We start from the raw sequence: 17,189 nt of genomic DNA, 5'->3' as shown, positions 1-17,189 counted from the left end.
CTTACCGCATTTATGAAAATGCGCGGTTTCTTATATGAGATTCCATATGAAATCCCTGGCACTTGCGCTTGTCGTCGCTTTCCCGCCGCTTTATGGTGCGCGACCTGAGAGGCTTTCTGGAAAAGATCGGCTGCGTCGCTGCCCGTCCAAATGTCCTGAACGTCCCTCATAGTCATGGATTGCGGCAGCAGAATGAACGTTGCCGACTGGGAGTATTGCATGTTCAAGGGATCGATGCCCGCCCTGGTTACCCCGTTCACGGCCGATGGCGCAGTGGACGAGCAGGCTTTTGCCGCGCATGTGGATTGGCAGATCGTCGAAGGCAGCAGCGGACTGGTGCCGGTCGGCACCACCGGTGAATCGCCGACGCTCAGCCATGACGAGCACAAGCGCGTCGTGGAACTCTGTATCGAAGTGGCCAGAAAGCGGGTTCCCGTGATCGCCGGCGCCGGCTCCAACAACACGCGTGAAGCCGTCGAGCTGGCCGTGCACGCCGAAAAGGCAGGCGCCGATGCCGTCCTCGTCGTGACGCCCTATTACAACAAGCCGACCCAGAAGGGCCTGATCGCCCATTTCTCGGCGATCGCCCAAGCGACCAAGCTGCCGATCATCATCTACAACATCCCGCCGCGTTCGGTTATCGACATGTCGCCGGAAACGATGGGCGCACTCGCGAAGGCGCACCGGAATATCGTCGGCGTCAAGGATGCGACCGGCAAGATCGAGCGTGTCTCGGAACAGCGCATCACCTGCGGCAATGATTTCGTGCAGCTCTCGGGGGAGGATGCGACAGCGCTCGGCTTCAATGCCCATGGCGGCGTCGGCTGCATTTCAGTGACGGCCAATGTCGCGCCGCGCCTCTGTGCGGAATTCCAGGCAGCGACGCTTGCCGGCGATTATGCCAAGGCGCTTGAATACCAGGACCGCCTGATGCCGCTGCACAAGGCGATCTTCCTGGAACCCGGCCTCTGCGGCGCCAAATACGGCCTTCACAGGACCCGCGGCATGAACCGCACGGTGCGCTCGCCGCTGGTGTCGACGCTGGAGCCGGCAACCGAGGCGGCGATCGACTCCGCGCTGCGCCATGCCGGGCTGCTGAACTGAGAGACGTCAGCGCTCGCCGCTTCACTTTCGGCATCCGCCGCATTACATAGCTGAAGGAACCCCGCTCATCGCCCATGGGCGGGGATTTGTTTTCGAATAAAAAGGGCGGAACGGAAGTTAATCCCATGGCCCCCAAAGGCAGCCAGCGCACGGTCAACAAGATTGTCGCGGAGAACCGCAAGGCCCGCTACAACTATGAAATCCTGGATACCTATGAGGCCGGCCTGGTCCTGACCGGGACCGAGGTCAAGGCGTTGCGCGAAGGCAAGGCCAACATTGCCGAATCCTACGCATCGGACGAGGGTAACGAAATTTGGCTGATCAATTCACATCTGCCGGAATATCTGCAGGCCAACCGTTTCAATCACGAACCGCGCCGCCGCCGCAAGCTTCTCCTGTCGAAGCGCGAGATCAACCGCCTGCGCGTCGGCATCAATCGTGAGGGCATGACGCTGGTGCCGTTGAAGATCTATTTCAACGAAAAGGGCCGCGCCAAGCTTGAACTCGCGCTCGCCAAGGGCAAAAAGCTGCACGACAAGCGCGAGACCGAGAAGGAACGCGACTGGAACCGCCAGAAGTCGCGGCTTCTGAAGTCGAACTGATCAACCGCGCAGCTCCCGCCGAAGCCATTTTCGCCGTATATCGATCGTGAACTTCCCTGCCTCCCGGCCGTTAAGGGAGACACCAGGGAGTTCTCGTGCGGAAGACAAATTATCCGGATATCATCATCGATGCGATCGAGCGGCGGCGGATCATCGAACTCCGCTACAAGGACGTAAAGCGCAGGGTGCGGCCGCATATCCTCGGTTATGTCGGCGAGGGTGCGCTCGCTCTCAGCGCCTGGCAGATTGCCGGAACGGGTTCCGGGTGGCGCCTGTTTCATGTCGAAGACATCAGCGATCTGACCGAGACCGAGGCGGGCTTCCGCAGCCCTGCGCGCGGATATAATCCCGACGATCCCGCCTTTTCCCGGATCATCGAGCGGCTGTGAAATCTTGGCTTAGGAACAAAATCCGCCTTCGCCCGTTCGTTTTTCATCTCTGAGCGCGAGCGGGCAATGGGCAACGGGGCAATGATGCGAAAGAAAATCTTGACCTATGGCATGCTGGTGATCGGCGTCAGTGCCGCCGGTTATCTCCTGTATCACACCTTTCGCGAATACTCGGTCTCCGACATCGTCGAATCCGTCCGCGCCATCCCCACCTTCAACCTCCTGATGGCACTCCTTTTTGCCTTCGGTTCCTATCTCTGCCTCTCGGGCTTCGATTGGGCCGGCGTGCGTTATGTGAAGAACGACCTCGCCTACCCGAAGATCGGCCTTGCCTCGTTCATCGCGCTGTCGATCGGCCAGAGCGTCGGTCTTTCCGGCTTGAGCAGCGGCGCGCTACGCTATCGCTATTATGCCCATTGGGGCATGAGCACCGAGGACGTGGCGAAGATCGTTCTGCTGTCGGGCGTTACCGTCGGTATCGGGATGACGGTGCTGTCGGGCATCGTTATGGTCATCAATCCGAAGGATGCCGCTTCGGTGTTGGGCCTGAGCGAAACCGTGATCATCGCGATCGGTTTTGCCTGCCTTGCCGCCACAGCCGGTTACCTGGCGCTCGCCGCCTTCGTCCGCACGCCGCTCAAAATCCGCGCATGGACCTTCGAGATGCCGACGCTGAAGATCGCTATAGCCCAAGTGGTGATCGGCACGATCAATTTCGCAATGGTCTCCGCCTGCCTGCGCGAGGTCATGGGCGCCACGGCGGATGTCAGCTATCTCAAGGCGGCGACCGCCTTCGTGCTCGCCAACCTGGCGATACTGATCACCCACGCCCCGGGCGGTCTTGGCGTGCTGGAAGCGACTGTTCGCCACGTTATGGGGGACCAGGCCTCGATCGGCTCGCTGGTCGCCTTCCGGGTCATCTATTTCTTCATCCCGTTCTTCATCGGCCTGCCGCTGTCGCTGGTTGTCGAGGCGGTGTTTCGGGCGCGGAAGGCGAAGCGGTCTTCGGCGGAAGGACTTCAGCTGTCCGAGCCGGCATCGGTTTGAGCGCTTTGGCTCAGGCCAGTTTCGAGCCCGCCGGGGCGGACGGCAATCGACTCAAGCAGAAAAGGAGCACCCATATATGGCAGCCAGTGCCACGATGTTCGTTCAATCGTTCTTCCACGGAACGCGGGCCGATTTGAAAGCCGGTGATGTGATCCATGTCGGCCATCGATCAAACTTCGCCGGTGACCCGCTATCCTGGGTTTATTTCTCCGGGACTTTGGACGCCGCGATTTGGGGAGCGGAACTTGCAGCCGGCGGCGAACGACAACGCATTTACGTCGTGGAGCCAACCGGACCGATCGTCGATGACCCCAATCTGACGGACAAGAAGTTCCCCGGGAATCCGACCTTGTCTTACCGATCGCGCGATCCGCTGCGGATCATCGGCGAAGTGACCGAATGGCATGGACATTCACCTGAACAGGTCGAGCAGATGAAGGCCGGTCTCGCCCGCCTGACAGCTGAGGGGCTCAACAAGATCATCGACTGACTGGTCAGCGCCGGATCGCGTTGATTGACGACTGGCGCGGCCGGGGCGTAAACCTAACCGCCGTCCTTGACCGTCATCCGCCGCTCATGCTCCAGCAGCCACCGCTTGCGCCACAGCCCGCCGCCGTAACCGGTGAGGCTGCCGTCAGCGCCGATCAGCCGGTGGCAGGGGATGACGATGGCGATCTGGTTGGCGCCGTTGGCGCCCGCCACCGCGCGGGTGGAGGAGGGGAGGTTGAGTTCCGCAGCGACCGCCCCATAGGTCGTGGACACGCCGGCCGGGATTGCCCGCAATGCCTCCCAGACCTGCCGTTGAAATGGCGACCCGTGCCCGGCAATCCGCGTCTTGAACCCCCGGTCCTCGCCGGCGAAATAGGCCTTCAGCTCTGCCTCGATCTGATCGATCGGCGGATGGCGTCCCATGACGATGCCGCTGCCGGTGAATTTTTGCAGTTTCTTGATTTCCGCCGGCAGCGCCTTGCGCTCGGCGAATTCGAGGAGGTGCAGGCAGTGCTGGTCGGCGATCGCCATCATCGGTCCGATCGGCGTCTCGATCCAGTCGGCCCTTAGCAGCACCTTGTTACGCAGGTTGGCGGGGGCCGCACCGAACAGTTTCGTCACGGCGCTGCGAAAGCCGCTGCCAGATTCGTAACCGGCATCAAGCTGCGCATCGAGAACGCTCGCCCCTTGCCTCAGCGTTTCTGCCGCCTTGCCCATACGCCTGAGCCTGGCGATCTCGAGAAAACTCATGCCGAACTGCCGCTTGAAGGCACGCCGTGCGGTCGACGGATCAATGCCGAAGGAAATGACATCATCCTCGCTCCAGCGGCGAAAAGGTTCGGTATCGAGCGCCGTCAGCAAGCGCGTCACCATCGGATCCGCCTCGCCGAGTTTCAGCATCGGCCGGCAGCGGCTGCAGGGTCTGAAGCCGGCCTCAAGGCATTCGGCGATCGTCTCAAAGAAACTGGTGTTTTCGCGCTTCGGCTTGCGGGCCGGGCAGGTCAGGCGGCAGAAAATGCCGGTCGTCTTCACCGCAGCCCAGGCAAAGCCTTCATAGGAGGCGTCGCGGGCGACCAGCGCATCGTAAAGAAGATCGTCGGAAGGGCGTTCGAAAAGCATGAAGCCTTTCTAGCCCAGAACGAAAAAAGGCGCCGCCGAAAAACGGGCGCCTATTCTTCTTTTGATATGCCGGATAGCGATCCGGGCAAAGGGCCGGATCAGAGATCGGCGGCTTCGGTCGATTCCGCCGGACGGGCCGGGCGTTCGGACGGATCGCGGCCGACTTCGGCCTTCAGCGACACCAGGTCGATGAAATGGTCGGCCTGCCGGCGCAGGTCGTCGGCGATCATCGGAGGTTGGGTCGCCATGGTCGAAACCACGGAAACCTTGCGGCCCTTGCGCTGCAACGCTTCGACGAGCGTGGTGAAGTCGCCGTCTCCTGAAAACAGCACGAGATGGTCGACGGTTTCCGACTGCTCCATGGCATCGATAGCAAGCTCGATGTCCATGTTCCCCTTGATCTTGCGGCGGCCCATCGAGTCGGTGAATTCCTTGGYCGGCTTGGTGACGACCTTGTATCCGTTGTAGTCGAGCCAGTCGATCAGCGGGCGGATGGAGGAATATTCCTGGTCCTCAATCAGGGCGGTGTAATAATAGGCGCGAAGAAGATAACCGCGCTTTTGAAAGGCCTTCAGCAATTTCCGGTAATCGATGTCGAAACCGAGGCTTTTCGAAGCAGCGTAAAGATTTGCGCCGTCTATGAAGAGAGCAATCTTCTCCCTTGGGTCAAACATATGGTCTCCATCCCCTTTTCTTATGAACCTGCTTGGCAGGTGGAGGCCTGGTCAATATAAGCCGAGCCAAATCTCCGGAATAATCCACTACATTACGAACTATTCATATAACTGTCATTTATGGCACGATTCGCAATAATCCAAGCAGCTTGGGGTTGAATTTCGCCGGCACCCCCAGAAGGCGTGGCCTCACTTGTCGAAAGTCAATTATCAGGAAAAACTTGAATTTGCCGCGCAATGCCTGTATCGGGCGTATCAATTCCGAAAATCACTGATCAAAGGACAGGCAATGGCCCGTGTCACAGTAGAAGATTGCATTGACAAAGTCGACAACCGGTTCGAACTGGTCCTGCTCGCGAGCCACCGCGCCCGCCAGATCTCGCAGGGCGCTTCGATCACCATCGACCGCGACAATGACAAGAATCCTGTCGTCGCTCTTCGCGAAATCGCCGACGAGACGCTTTCGCCGGACGACCTCAAGGAAGACCTTATCCATTCGCTGCAGAAGCATGTCGAAGTCGACGAGCCCGAGCCCGATCCAGCTTCGCTGATTGCTGCCGGCGGCGTTGCCGTCGCCTCCGATCGCGACGAGGAAGACGACGCTCCGGAGACCGTCACCTTCGACCAGATGTCGGAAGAGGAACTGCTCGCCGGCATCGAAGGCCTCGTGCCGCCGGAAAAGAGCGACGATTACTAAGCGAAACACCTGCTTAGCAAGTTTTCGTTCATTCTCTCGCCCTAATCTGCTTGAATGTTTTATGATGGCTGCGCCAACCTTCCCGGTTGGCGCGCCATTTTCTTTTCGTCCGGTGCCCATTCGCAGGCACTGAAGCGGTATCGAGGACATTTTTCAGGATGATGCGGCAATACGAGCTCGTGGAGCGGGTTCAGAAATACAAACCCGAAGCCAACGAAGCTCTGCTCAACAAAGCCTATGTCTACGCCATGCAGAAGCATGGTCAGCAGAAGCGCGCCAGCGGCGACCCCTATATTTCCCACCCGCTTGAAGTCGCAGCCATCCTCACCGACATGCATCTCGACGAGTCGACCATCGCGGTCGCGCTGCTGCACGACACGATCGAGGACACCACCGCCACCCGCGCCGAGATCGACGAACTGTTCGGCGAGGATATCGGCCGGCTGGTCGAGGGGCTGACCAAGCTGAAACGCCTCGACCTCGTTTCCAAGAAGGCGAAGCAGGCGGAAAACCTGCGCAAGCTGCTGCTTGCCATTTCCGACGACGTGCGCGTCCTTCTCGTCAAGCTCGCCGACCGGCTGCACAACATGCGCACGCTGGAACACATGAAGGCCGAGCAGAAGGCGCGCATTTCCGAAGAGACCATGGACATCTATGCGCCGCTTGCCGGCCGCATGGGCATGCAGGACATGCGCGACGAGCTGGAGGAACTGTCCTTCCGCTACATGAATCCCGAAGCCTACGACACCGTCACCGGCCGGCTCGCCGATCTCGAAGCCCGCAACGAGGGCCTGATCAAGAAGATCGAGGACGAACTGCGCGAGCTGCTGATCGCCAACGGCCTCAAGGATGCCTTCGTCAAGGGTCGCCAGAAGAAGCCTTATTCGGTGTTTCGCAAGATGCAGTCGAAGTCGCTCTCCTTCGAGCAGCTTTCGGACGTCTACGGTTTCCGCATCGTGGTCGGCGACATTCCATCCTGTTACCGCGCGCTCGGCATTGTCCATACGCGCTGGCGTGTCGTGCCCGGCCGCTTCAAGGATTATATCTCCAACCCGAAGCAGAACGACTACCGCTCGATCCACACCACCATCGTCGGCCCCTCCCGCCAGCGCATCGAGCTGCAGATCCGCACCCAGCTGATGCAGGAAATCGCGGAATACGGGATCGCCGCGCATGCGCTCTACAAGGACGGCAGGGGCGGAGAGCTGCTGCCGAAGGAATCCAACGCCTATTCCTGGCTGCGGCACACCATCGAGTCATTGGCCGAGGGCGACAATCCGGAAGAGTTCCTGGAGCATACCAAGCTCGAACTGTTCCAGGACCAGGTCTTCTGTTTCACGCCAAAGGGCAAGCTGATTGCGTTGCCGCGCGGCGCCACGCCGATCGACTTCGCCTACGCGGTCCACACCAATATCGGCAACACCACGGTCGGCGCCAAGATCAACGGCCGGATCATGCCGCTGGTGACGAGGCTCAACAACGGCGACGAGGTGGAGATCATCCGTTCCGGCGTGCAGGTGCCGCCCGCTGCCTGGGAGGAGATCGTCGTCACTGGCAAGGCGCGCTCGGCGATCCGCCGCGCCACCCGCATGGCGATCCGAAAGCAATATGCCGGTCTCGGCCACCGGATCCTGGAGCGCACCTTCGAGCGCGCCGGCAAGGTTTTCACCCGCGAAACGCTCAAGCCGGCGCTGCATCGACTGGCCCACAAGGATGTCGAGGATGCGATCGCCGCGGTCGGACGCGGCGAACTCTCGTCGCTCGACGTGCTGCGCGCCGTCTTCCCGGATTACAAGGACGAGCGCGTCACCGTGAAGCCGGTCGCCGACGACGGCTGGTTCAACATGCGCAGCGCCTCGGGCATGATCTTCAAGCTGCCGAACCAGCGGCGCGTCTCGCCGGAGGAGCTGGAAGCAGGCCCCGATCCGCTGCCGATCCGCGGCCTTTCGGGCAATCTGCAGGTACGCTTCGCGCCGAGCGGCGCCGTGCCCGGCGACCGCATCGTCGGCATCATGGAAAAGAACAAGGGCATCACCATTTACCCGATCCAGGCGTCCGCCCTGCAGCGGTTCGACGATCAGCCGGAAAGCTGGATCGACGTGCGCTGGGATCTCGACGAGGCCAACAAGTCCCGCTTCCTCGCCCGCATCGAGGTCAACACGCTGAACGAGCCCGGCACGCTCGCAACCGTCACCCAGACGATCGCTCATCTCGACGTCAACATCCGCACTCTGACCATGGGCAGCAACCGCGCCGCCGACTTCTCCGAGATCACCATGGAAGTCGAGGTCTGGGACCTGCGCCAGCTGAACCAGCTGTTGAGCCAGCTGAAGGATCTCGACTGCGTGGCGAACGTCAAGCGGGTGTATGACTGAGAGACCGTTTGAAAAGGGGCCGTAGGTTCGAGGCGGCCCCTCATTCAAGCTTCTGATGTGGAAACGGCCGATTCAGCGCGGATGGCTGTCGGTATTGGTGTGCCCCGAACGTCTTTTGTCAGACGAGGCGAACACCTTGTAGAGTGAACCGACACATTGGAGATTGGAAACATGGCGCTCAAGCGGATGGACAACGTAGGGATCGTCGTCGAAGACCTCGGCGTGACGATTGATTTCTTTCGCGAGCTCGGCCTTGAGCTCGAAGGGCGGGCGACGATCGAGGGAGAATGGGCCGGGCGCGTCACCGGGCTGGGCAATCAGCACGTCGAGATTGCCATGATGCGCACACCGGATGGCCACAGCCGGCTCGAGCTCTCCCGCTTCCTCACGCCGCCGGTCGTCGAAGATCACCGGAACGCCCCGGTCAACGCACTCGGCTACCTCCGCGTCATGTTCACCGTGGATGACATCGGCGAGACGCTTGAAAGGCTCCGCGCGCGCGGCGCTGAGCTCGTAGGCGAGGTCGTCGACTATCAAGACGTGTATCGGCTCTGCTATATCCGTGGGCCCGGAGGGCTTCTGATCGGGCTGGCCCAGGAACTCACCTGAGATCAGCCCTGCACCGTCTCTGCCTGGCTCACCGCCGCAGCCGCCTCGCTCGCATCCCGCACGAAGGCGCCTTGAGCCCGCAACGTCGACTGCAGCTCGGCAATGTCCACATTCCGCGGTGTCACGCCACGGTTGGCCGCAATGCCCGCCGCGGCACCCGCTGCCTGTCCGGTCAGCCAGCATTGCGGAATTTCGCGCATGAAACCGTGGCTATTGGCATCGCAGGAGATATGCCGCCCGGCGGCCAATAGTCCGTCCAGCCTTGCCGGCACCAGCGCTCCGTAGGGTACTGAGATCACCGGAAACTTCGGCGAGACCGAGGGACTGACGCCGATTTCATCCGGCAGAACGGCGCCGATCGGCCACTGGCTGCGCTCGACCCGGCCGGCGCCGGCCAGACGCCGCGTGTGCCGGACGCCGAGCTGCGGCGCGCTGAGCAGCATATAAGCGTCCTTGAAACCCGGCGCATGTTTCCTGAAGAATTCGCAATGCGACAGCATGAACCGGTGCGAGCGGATTTCGACCTCGGTCATGTCGTCGACATTGAGCGCCGAAAGCCCCGATTGCCGCGGCCCGAGGAACAGCGCGATGTCGTTGCGCCAGGAAACATAGGGCGTCTGGAAGAAGCCGAGCTCGTCGCGCCCGAGCGTGTTGAAGTCGGCAAAGGCCTGTTCCTGGGTGGCACGGAATGTCAGCCATGTTTCCATGTCCACGCCGCCCAGCATGAAGCCGGTATTCATCGAGTGATGCACGTCGCCCTCCTCGATATCGGCCTCGAAACTCGCTCCTGCGCGCGCAAAAACGTCGYCGTCGCCGGTGCAATCGACCACGACCTTGGCCATGATCCCCTGGCGCCCCTCCTTGCTTTCGAAGATGACGCCTTTTACCGCGCCGTCCTCGACCACCGGCGTCGCTGCCCAGGAATGGAAGACGATCCGCACGCCCGCCTCGATCAGCATTTCCTGCGAGATCAGCTTCAGTCTTTCAGGGTCGATCGTGGGCGCCCAGGTAACGATCCCATGAAAGGCGGAGGTGCGCAGCCGCCAGTATTTTGCGAGATCCGCGTCCCGCTGCCCCCACAGGCTCCTGTCCGGCCCGGCGACGGCTTCAGGGGGAAGGCGACCGAGAACCTCCTCGGCAAAGCCGCGAATGACCTGGCGTCCCTCCCAGTCGGTCATCCGGTCGATCCAGATCACCACGCCTCCGGTGGAAAGCCCGCCGAGATGGTTATAGCGCTCCAGCACCACGACCTCTGCCCCGGTTCGCGCAGCGGCGAGCGCTGCGGCGGTTCCGGATGGTCCGCCGCCCACGACCAGTACGTCGCAGCGATGATAGACCGGAACGTCGCGGGCCTCCTCCCGGAGAACGCCTTCGCCGTTGCGGCGCGGGAAGACATAGTGCCCCGATTCGAAGATATCGGAGCTCAGGAAGCGGTTCTCGTTCTGGCGTATCTCCTTCACCGAAACCTTCTGATCAGTCATGGCATCCTCCCTGATTTCTGCGGGCCGTCACGCCCGACGATCCCGAAGGTGATTTAGCCAAGGAAAAGCAGCCTGGAAAAGACACCAATACGCCGATAGAGCTTTCTCGATTCACGCTAGATGATGAAGCCCGGCTCCCGGCGGCTTCTTCCAGACGCCTATTTCCTGCGCATCCGGATTAACCCGCCATGCTTCCCACGCAGGGCTGACCAGCAGTTGCGGCGTTGGTAAAGTGCGATGCCGCGTCATATATTGGTGCGGTGCAATATAAGAGAGAAAGAAAACATCATGTTTGACTCAGTACGCAAGTTCGCTCGCGCTTTCCGCGTACCCTCCACCCAGGACCGTGAAGTCGCCTATCTGAACGAATCCAAGGACCGGATCGACCTTGAATTCCGCATGCGCCAGGTCGACCGCGGCATGTTCCGCAAGTCGTCCTTCTAAGCGACACGTTCCGATCAGCCACCCGTTCGCGCGGAATATCGCCGCGCGGCAGATGTGGGTCTTCCCGTGCCGCCTCGATGCGGCCGAAGGCCTGATCACCTCCGCGAAAACCTTGTCTCATGCGAGACGGGCAAATTTTCGCCATCATCTTCGGCTTGGGCTAAAGCCTGTTCGATCGAAGATTCCCGCAGCCGACGGATGAATATCCCGCTGCCGAACCAGATGCGCCCCTATGCCGTTTCGCCGCCGTACACCGCTTGCATTTCGTGAAAGACTGCGCCGTGCCGTCCTGCCTCCCAAGGGCTTTCGCCGCGTCCTCGATTATTATCGCCTGAAGGTCATGCGCATCGGCGGCTCGCCGCACGCGGTCGCGGCAGGCCTCGCGATCGGCGTGGTCAGCGCCTGGACGCCCTTCCTCGGCCTCCACATCCTGTTTGCCATCCCGCTCGCTTATCTCTTCGGCGGCAGCATGATCGCCGCAGCCCTCGGCACCACGTTTGCCAATCCCGTCACCTGTCCGATCATCTGGCCGCTCACCTGGAAGATCGGCGAGACCCTGCTCGGCAACGAAGCCTCCGGCCATGACCATCTCGATCTCGGCCGGCTGTTCCACCATCTCGATTTCTCGCAGCTCTGGCGGCCGATCCTCGAGCCGATGCTGATCGGCTCCCTGCCGCCGGGCATCCTGTGCGGCCTGGTTTTCTACGCAGTCACCTATCTGGGCGTGCGCAGTTTCCGCAACCGGCGGCTGGAACGCTTGACGGCACGGGCCGGAGCCCTCAAGTCAGTATAAAGACTGACGAGAACCGGCCTGGCGCCGTGAGGAAGATTTCATGATCATCGGCATGGGCAGTGACCTCATCGACATAAGACGCGTGGAAAAATCCATCGAGAGGTTCGGTGAGCGCTTCACCCATCGCTGTTTCACCGAGATCGAGCGGGCGAAATCCGATCGCCGCCAGAACCGCGCCGCCTCCTATGCCAAACGTTTCGCCGCCAAGGAAGCCTGCTCCAAGGCGCTCGGCACCGGCATTGCCCACGGCGTGTTCTGGAAGGACATGGGCGTCGTCAACCTGCCCGGCGGACGGCCGACCATGGTGCTCACCAATGGCGCCGCCGAACGTCTCGCGAGCATGATGCCGGCGGGTCACGAAGCGGTTATTCACATCACGATCACCGACGAATACCCTTATGCGCAAGCCTTTGTGGTGATCGAAGCGCGCCTCGCAGCCTAATCGACCATTGCCGCCGCTTTGCGAAGGGTTTAGAGAACGCAAAACCGCTGGCAACAGCCGCGCCGAACAGAAAGACGTCAAACGTGTCCGACAAAGCCGAGACGAAGTCGCAGAACAGCCTCTGGGAAAACATCAAGGTCATCATCCAGGCTCTGCTGCTGGCGATGGTGATCCGCACCGTACTCTTCCAGCCCTTCACCATCCCGTCCGGCTCGATGATGCCGACCCTGCTCGTCGGCGACTATATCTTCGTCAACAAGTTCGCCTACGGTTATTCGAAATATTCGCTGCCGTTCTCGCCCGACCTGTTCTCCGGCCGTATCCTGGAATTCAACCAGCCGAAGCGTGGCGACGTCATCGTTTTCCGCCTGCCGAGCCATCCGGATGTCGACTATATCAAGCGCCTGATCGGCCTGCCGGGCGACCGCGTCCAGGTCACCAACGGCGTGCTGTTCGTCAACGGCAAGCCGGTCCCCAAACAGGGCGACGGCGCCTTTACCTCCGATTACAGCCTCGATCCGGGCACCGACGTGCCGGTTTTCCGCGAAACGCTCGACAACGGTGTCACCTATGACACGCTCGACCATTCGCCGGTTTCGCGCGGCGACAACACCCAGGAATTCGTGGTTCCGGCGGATCATTATTTCTTCATGGGCGACAACCGCGACAACTCGCTCGATAGCCGTTTCGACGTCGGTTACGTGCCCGCCGAGAATCTGGTCGGCCGCGCCAGCGTCATCTTCTTCTCGCTCGGCAACGACACCTCGTTCCGCGAGATCTGGAAATGGCCGACGAACATGCGCTGGGATCGGATTTTCAAGGTCGTCCGGTGATGAAGTCAAAGACGCTTTCGGCGGAGGAACGCGGCCAGCTTGAAAAAGCCATAGGTCATGAATTCGCCGACAAGCAATGGCTCGACCGGGCGCTCACCCATGCGAGCACCGGGTCGGCCAAGAGTGCCAATTACGAGCGGCTGGAATTCCTGGGCGACCGCGTGCTCGGTCTCTGCGTCGCCGAACTGCTGTTCAAAACGTTCCGCACTGCCGCCGAAGGCGAGCTTTCCGTGCGTCTGAACCAGCTTGTCAGCGCCGATAGCTGCGCCGTTGTTGCCGACGAACTGGAACTGCACCGGTTCATCCGTACCGGCGCCGACGTCAAGAAGCTGACCGGCAAGCGGATGATGAATGTGCGCGCCGACGTGGTCGAAAGCCTGATCGCCGCGCTCTATCTGGATGGCGGGCTGGAAGCTGCCCGCGGTTTCATCATCAGGTATTGGGAAGCCCGCGCCACCCGCGCCGACGGCGCGCGGCGCGATGCCAAGACCGAGTTGCAGGAATGGGCGCATGCGAAATTCGGCCTGACGCCCGCCTACAGGGTCGACGAACGCTCCGGACCGGATCATGATCCCCGTTTCACGGTAACCGTCGAGGTAACCGGCGTGGCGCCGGAAACCGGCGTGGACCGTTCCAAGCGCGCCGCCGAACAGGTGGCCGCGACAAAGATGCTCGAGCGCGAAGGCGTGTGGCAGAAACCCGCTGCCGAACAATGAATTGGACACTATGACCGAAAACGACAACATTCCCGGTGAAGAGAACGAAGCCGGCCAAACCCAGGCTGGTGGCCCGACCCATTCCGGCTTCGTGGCGCTGATYGGCCCCACCAATGCCGGCAAATCGACGCTTCTCAACCGGCTCGTCGGCGCGAAGGTCTCGATCGTCAGCCACAAGGTGCAGACGACGCGCGCCATCGTGCGCGGCATCGCCATCCACGACAACGCCCAGATCGTCTTCATGGACACGCCCGGCATCTTCAAGCCGCGCCGTAGGCTCGACCGCGCCATGGTGACCTCTGCCTGGGGCGGGGCCAAGGATGCCGACCTGATCCTTCTCCTGATCGACAGCGAACGCGGCATCCGCGGCGACGCCGAGGCAATCCTCGAAGGCTTGAAGGAAGTCCATCAGCCGAAAATCCTGGTCTTGAACAAGATCGACCGCGTCCGCCACGAGGACCTGCTGAAGCTCGCCGCCGCCGCCAACGAAGCCGTGCCATTCGAGCGCACCTTCATGGTCTCGGCAACGACAGGCTCCGGCTGCGACGACCTGATGGACTACCTTGCCAAAACCTTGCCGGAAGGCCCCTGGTATTACCCTGAAGACCAGATCTCCGACCTGCCGATGCGCCAGCTGGCCGCCGAGATCACCCGAGAAAAGCTCTTCCTGCGCCTCCACCAGGAACTCCCTTACGCCAGCCATGTCGAAACGGAGAAATGGGAGGAGCGCAAGGACGGTTCGGTGCGCATCGAACAGGTCATCTACGTGGAGCGCGACAGCCAGAAGAAGATCGCGCTCGGCAAGAACGGCGACGCCATCAAGGCAATCTCCACCGCGTCCCGCAAGGAACTCTCCGAAATCCTCGAACAGCCGGTCCACCTCTTCCTGTTCGTCAAGGTCCGCGAGAACTGGGGCGACGATCCCGAGCGTTTTCGCGAGATGGGCCTGGAATTCCCGAAGTCTTGAACCAACGCTGCCACATCCGCCAGCGCCGCCACGTGGCGGCGTCAACCGCCGCGAGCGATACCCACGGACGGAGTATCTCGTTAGCGATTTTTATCCATCATTATAATGACTTGCTAACGTTGAGCCGAAGATCCAATTTATCGGCAAAATGGCGCGGAGAGTCATGAATGTCGGATGGCGGATCAGCAGATGAAGGCACGGGCTCGGATGATCCGAATTCCGTCGGCTTCTACAGTTGGATCGTGCCGGAAAACAAGGTGTATGGCGATCAGGTGATTGCCTCCATATTCGGCGTTTCGGATCAGGAACTGGCTGCCGGCGCCCCGATCGAGAGGGTCATCCGCTACATCAACGAGGGCGATAGGCAGCGGGTCGCAAAGGCGATCCACGATGCGATCGTCACAGGATTCGCATACCAGGAAAACTACCGCGTCACCCATCCGGACGGGCGCCGGATCGACGTCGCGGCGAATGGTCGGTGTCTGCGCGATGCCGAGGGTGTCCCGTATATCTATTCAGGCACCGTGATGATCCAGCCCACGGTGGCTGCGGCGACCGATCCGCTGGAGCACCATTGCCGCGCCGCTCTCTGGCTTGCCACCAAACGCCGCCAGATGCTCGCCGCGCGCTATCTCACGTCGGCGCTCAACGTGCTCGGCAAATAGGTTCCCCGCCTCACTTCTGCCGGTCCATCAGCGCCCTGACCTCCAGGTAACGGCGGCGACGGTCCTGGTCCTGTTCGTTGGGGCCGTAGCAGGTGTCGGAAATGCAGAAGCGCTGCAAGCGGAAGGGCGGCTGCCCCTTGTCGAACTCGCATTCGATCTCGTTGCTGAAATCGGTCGGCTTGGGCTCCTCGCGGGTGGAATAGGTCAGCCGCGCGCCCGGCGGGTCCAGTTCCGGAAAGGACTGGACGATACCCGTCTTCAGCGAGGGCACCAGCAGGAAATTCTTGGCGACCGAGATGCAGGCCTGTTCGAGCTGTGGCGATTGCGCCGCAGCGGGCGAGGGAGCGACAAGGGCGACAGGCGAGGCGGCCAGGAGGGCGGCAAAAAGGGCGTGTTTCATGGAGACTCCCAAAGGTCGTATTTGACGTGCGAATTTCGCACAGGAATCCAAATGGAGGCCGATTTGTTCCAGGCAAGCCCATGGACACCTGCATCTTTGCCGTCGACCGGGGAAAGCAGAAACCGATTCAGTCCGAAGGACTTATGCTCTATTGTTGAATCGGCTCGGAAGGATCTTGAACAGATACATGCAGTGGCAGGACGAAGCGATCATCATAGGCGTCAAGCGCCACGGCGAGACGAGCGTCATCGCCGAGCTGATGACCCGTGACCGCGGCCGGCATCTCGGCCTCGTCCGCTCCGGCCGCTCGCGGGCGATGCAACCGGTGCTGCAGGCCGGAAACCGGGTGGAAGCCGTCTGGCGCGCGCGGCTCGACGAACATCTCGGCGAGTTCAAGCTGGAACCGATCCGCCTGCGCGCCGCCAAGCTGATGGAGACGGCGACCGCGGTCTACGGCGTCCAGGCCATGGGCGCGCTGCTGCGCCTGCTGCCGGAGCGTGATCCGCATCCGCATCTCTTCGAAGCGCTGGACATCATCCTCGATGCCTTCGACGACCCCTCCGATGCCGGCGAACTTTTCGTGCGTTTCGAGCTCGCGGTGTTGAACGACCTTGGTTTCGGCCTCGACCTCACCGAATGCGCGGCGACCGGCGGACGCGAAAACCTCGTTTACGTCTCGCCGAAAACCGGCCGCGCCGTTTCCCGCGAGGCAGGCATGCCCTATGCCGACCGGATGCTGGCACTGCCGGGGTTCTTGAGCGAAGGCGCCGCTTCGGCCGCCGACCGCGACAGCATGGCGGAGGCCTTCCGGCTCACCGGTTATTTCCTGCATCGCCACGTCTACGAACCCCGCGGCCTGACGGAAAACGCCGCCCGTGACGGTTTCGTCCAGGCGGCGCTGAAGGCGCTTTCGAAGGATACGGAACGCCAGGCCGGTTGAACGAGAAATCCAGCTGAAGGAGGAACCCATGGAGCGGATAGCCACCTGCGCCTGCGGCAAATTGCGGGCCATTTGCGAAGGAGAGCCGGTCAAGGTCTCGCTCTGCCATTGCCTCGAATGCCAGAAACGGACCGGCAGCACCTATGGCATCGGCGCCTTCTTCGACCGCGCCCAGGTGCGCATCGAGGGGGGAAGCACCGCCTACGCCCGCCTGGGGGACAGCGGCTTTGCGGTCAACCTGCATTTCTGTCCGGATTGCGGATCGACGGTGTTCTGGGAGCCGCAGCGCAGGCCGGATCTGATCGCGGTCGGTGTCGGCTCGTTCGCCGATCCCGGCTTCCCGGCACCCTCGCAGGCCGTCTACGACCAGCACCGGCATCCTTGGGTGCCGGCGCTCGGGTGA

At 61.6% G+C, this 17,189-nt stretch carries 21 protein-coding genes; 17 read left to right on the top strand and 4 right to left on the bottom strand.

The features are described 5' to 3' along the window. Positions 1-219 precede the first annotated feature (219 nt). From dapA to arr, 5 genes are all read left to right on the top strand, one after another. Positions 220-1,104, top strand: a complete 885-nt coding sequence (gene dapA / locus AC1D3C_RS27200) for a 4-hydroxy-tetrahydrodipicolinate synthase (protein WP_477485060.1) — start codon at positions 220-222, stop codon at positions 1,102-1,104. A gap of 125 nt (positions 1,105-1,229) precedes the next feature. Beyond that, on the top strand, positions 1,230-1,706 hold the full coding sequence (gene smpB / locus AC1D3C_RS27195; RefSeq protein ID WP_038541461.1) for an SsrA-binding protein SmpB: 477 nt from the start codon (positions 1,230-1,232) through the stop codon (positions 1,704-1,706). A 95-nt stretch (positions 1,707-1,801) separates the two neighbouring features. After that, entirely contained in the window at positions 1,802-2,095 is a 294-nt protein-coding gene (locus AC1D3C_RS27190; protein ID WP_477485059.1) for a hypothetical protein, read from the top strand. 81 nt (positions 2,096-2,176) lie between these two features. Further along, positions 2,177-3,142: a lysylphosphatidylglycerol synthase transmembrane domain-containing protein gene (locus AC1D3C_RS27185; RefSeq protein ID WP_477485058.1), complete on the top strand. Its 966-nt coding sequence runs from the start codon at positions 2,177-2,179 to the stop codon at positions 3,140-3,142. Positions 3,143-3,218: 76 nt separating this feature from the next. Further along, positions 3,219-3,632 carry an NAD(+)--rifampin ADP-ribosyltransferase gene (gene arr / locus AC1D3C_RS27180; protein WP_477485057.1) on the top strand — a complete coding sequence of 138 codons (414 nt, stop codon included), beginning with the start codon at positions 3,219-3,221 and terminating at the stop codon, positions 3,630-3,632. Between the two features lie 53 nt (positions 3,633-3,685). Here arr and AC1D3C_RS27175 read toward each other — a convergent pair whose 3' ends face one another. Next, positions 3,686-4,750 carry a bifunctional transcriptional activator/DNA repair enzyme AdaA gene (locus AC1D3C_RS27175; RefSeq protein WP_477485056.1) on the bottom strand — a complete coding sequence of 355 codons (1,065 nt, stop codon included), beginning with the start codon at positions 4,748-4,750 and terminating at the stop codon, positions 3,686-3,688. Between the two features lie 98 nt (positions 4,751-4,848). Further along, positions 4,849-5,424: a LabA-like NYN domain-containing protein gene (locus tag AC1D3C_RS27170; protein WP_477485055.1), complete on the bottom strand. Its 576-nt coding sequence runs from the start codon at positions 5,422-5,424 to the stop codon at positions 4,849-4,851. A gap of 289 nt (positions 5,425-5,713) precedes the next feature. Between AC1D3C_RS27170 and rpoZ the strand changes: the two genes are divergently transcribed. From rpoZ to AC1D3C_RS27155, 3 genes are all read left to right on the top strand, one after another. Continuing rightward, a complete protein-coding gene (rpoZ, locus tag AC1D3C_RS27165; protein WP_037080919.1) occupies positions 5,714-6,121 on the top strand; it encodes a DNA-directed RNA polymerase subunit omega in 408 nt (135 codons plus the stop codon). Between the two features lie 158 nt (positions 6,122-6,279). Continuing rightward, on the top strand, positions 6,280-8,496 hold the full coding sequence (locus AC1D3C_RS27160; protein WP_477485054.1) for a RelA/SpoT family protein: 2,217 nt from the start codon (positions 6,280-6,282) through the stop codon (positions 8,494-8,496). A gap of 171 nt (positions 8,497-8,667) precedes the next feature. Beyond that, the gene (locus AC1D3C_RS27155) at positions 8,668-9,105 is read left to right on the top strand and encodes a VOC family protein (RefSeq protein ID WP_477485053.1); all 438 of its coding nucleotides are present in this window, start codon (positions 8,668-8,670) and stop codon (positions 9,103-9,105) included. Positions 9,106-9,107: 2 nt separating this feature from the next. Here AC1D3C_RS27155 and AC1D3C_RS27150 read toward each other — a convergent pair whose 3' ends face one another. Then, a complete protein-coding gene (locus tag AC1D3C_RS27150; protein WP_477485052.1) occupies positions 9,108-10,586 on the bottom strand; it encodes an FAD-dependent oxidoreductase in 1,479 nt (492 codons plus the stop codon). Positions 10,587-10,874: 288 nt separating this feature from the next. Here AC1D3C_RS27150 and AC1D3C_RS27145 point away from each other — a divergent pair, with 288 nt between their 5' ends. From AC1D3C_RS27145 to AC1D3C_RS27115, 7 genes are all read left to right on the top strand, one after another. Further along, positions 10,875-11,030: a DUF3563 family protein gene (locus AC1D3C_RS27145; RefSeq protein WP_065814410.1), complete on the top strand. Its 156-nt coding sequence runs from the start codon at positions 10,875-10,877 to the stop codon at positions 11,028-11,030. Positions 11,031-11,262: 232 nt separating this feature from the next. Beyond that, entirely contained in the window at positions 11,263-11,823 is a 561-nt protein-coding gene (locus AC1D3C_RS27140; RefSeq protein WP_046600223.1) for a DUF2062 domain-containing protein, read from the top strand. A 40-nt stretch (positions 11,824-11,863) separates the two neighbouring features. Continuing rightward, complete coding sequence (acpS, locus tag AC1D3C_RS27135; protein ID WP_037080909.1) at positions 11,864-12,265, top strand: holo-ACP synthase; 402 nt, start codon at positions 11,864-11,866, stop codon at positions 12,263-12,265. Between the two features lie 83 nt (positions 12,266-12,348). Beyond that, positions 12,349-13,098 (top strand): signal peptidase I, encoded by a 750-nt coding sequence (gene lepB, locus AC1D3C_RS27130; protein WP_038541486.1) that lies wholly within the window; start codon positions 12,349-12,351, stop codon positions 13,096-13,098. Next, positions 13,095-13,814, top strand: coding sequence for a ribonuclease III (gene rnc, locus AC1D3C_RS27125; RefSeq protein WP_038541489.1), 720 nt, complete (start codon positions 13,095-13,097; stop codon positions 13,812-13,814). Before lepB ends, rnc begins: the two co-directional genes overlap by 4 nt. 10 nt (positions 13,815-13,824) lie before the next feature. Next, positions 13,825-14,781: a GTPase Era gene (gene era, locus AC1D3C_RS27120; protein WP_038541491.1), complete on the top strand. Its 957-nt coding sequence runs from the start codon at positions 13,825-13,827 to the stop codon at positions 14,779-14,781. A gap of 167 nt (positions 14,782-14,948) precedes the next feature. Then, a complete protein-coding gene (locus AC1D3C_RS27115; protein ID WP_038541494.1) occupies positions 14,949-15,446 on the top strand; it encodes a PAS domain-containing protein in 498 nt (165 codons plus the stop codon). Positions 15,447-15,456: 10 nt separating this feature from the next. On the opposite strand, the gene AC1D3C_RS27110 is transcribed toward AC1D3C_RS27115, so the two are convergent. Next, positions 15,457-15,846: a hypothetical protein gene (locus AC1D3C_RS27110; RefSeq protein WP_051899676.1), complete on the bottom strand. Its 390-nt coding sequence runs from the start codon at positions 15,844-15,846 to the stop codon at positions 15,457-15,459. Positions 15,847-16,033: 187 nt separating this feature from the next. Here AC1D3C_RS27110 and recO point away from each other — a divergent pair, with 187 nt between their 5' ends. Then, positions 16,034-16,786 (top strand): DNA repair protein RecO, encoded by a 753-nt coding sequence (recO, locus tag AC1D3C_RS27105; RefSeq protein ID WP_477485072.1) that lies wholly within the window; start codon positions 16,034-16,036, stop codon positions 16,784-16,786. A 28-nt stretch (positions 16,787-16,814) separates the two neighbouring features. Beyond that, on the top strand, positions 16,815-17,189 hold the full coding sequence (locus tag AC1D3C_RS27100) for a GFA family protein (protein WP_477485051.1): 375 nt from the start codon (positions 16,815-16,817) through the stop codon (positions 17,187-17,189).

The sequence above is a fragment of the Neorhizobium sp. P1_A6 genome (genome assembly GCF_056406795.1).
Note: the sequence above shows the minus strand (reverse complement) of the source record. Positions and strands in the feature narration are given on the sequence as shown.

Coding starts and splice junctions, on each gene's coding strand:
- dapA (WP_477485060.1), top strand. CDS start 220: ATGTTCAAGGGATCGATGCCCGCCCTGGTTACCCCGTTCACGGCCGAT.
- smpB (WP_038541461.1), top strand. CDS start 1,230: ATGGCCCCCAAAGGCAGCCAGCGCACGGTCAACAAGATTGTCGCGGAG.
- AC1D3C_RS27185 (WP_477485058.1), top strand. CDS start 2,177: ATGATGCGAAAGAAAATCTTGACCTATGGCATGCTGGTGATCGGCGTC.
- arr (WP_477485057.1), top strand. CDS start 3,219: ATGGCAGCCAGTGCCACGATGTTCGTTCAATCGTTCTTCCACGGAACG.
- AC1D3C_RS27175 (WP_477485056.1), bottom strand. CDS start 4,750: ATGCTTTTCGAACGCCCTTCCGACGATCTTCTTTACGATGCGCTGGTC.
- rpoZ (WP_037080919.1), top strand. CDS start 5,714: ATGGCCCGTGTCACAGTAGAAGATTGCATTGACAAAGTCGACAACCGG.
- AC1D3C_RS27160 (WP_477485054.1), top strand. CDS start 6,280: ATGATGCGGCAATACGAGCTCGTGGAGCGGGTTCAGAAATACAAACCC.
- AC1D3C_RS27155 (WP_477485053.1), top strand. CDS start 8,668: ATGGCGCTCAAGCGGATGGACAACGTAGGGATCGTCGTCGAAGACCTC.
- AC1D3C_RS27145 (WP_065814410.1), top strand. CDS start 10,875: ATGTTTGACTCAGTACGCAAGTTCGCTCGCGCTTTCCGCGTACCCTCC.
- AC1D3C_RS27140 (WP_046600223.1), top strand. CDS start 11,263: ATGCCGTTTCGCCGCCGTACACCGCTTGCATTTCGTGAAAGACTGCGC.
- acpS (WP_037080909.1), top strand. CDS start 11,864: ATGATCATCGGCATGGGCAGTGACCTCATCGACATAAGACGCGTGGAA.
- AC1D3C_RS27115 (WP_038541494.1), top strand. CDS start 14,949: ATGTCGGATGGCGGATCAGCAGATGAAGGCACGGGCTCGGATGATCCG.
- AC1D3C_RS27110 (WP_051899676.1), bottom strand. CDS start 15,846: ATGAAACACGCCCTTTTTGCCGCCCTCCTGGCCGCCTCGCCTGTCGCC.
- recO (WP_477485072.1), top strand. CDS start 16,034: ATGCAGTGGCAGGACGAAGCGATCATCATAGGCGTCAAGCGCCACGGC.
- AC1D3C_RS27100 (WP_477485051.1), top strand. CDS start 16,815: ATGGAGCGGATAGCCACCTGCGCCTGCGGCAAATTGCGGGCCATTTGC.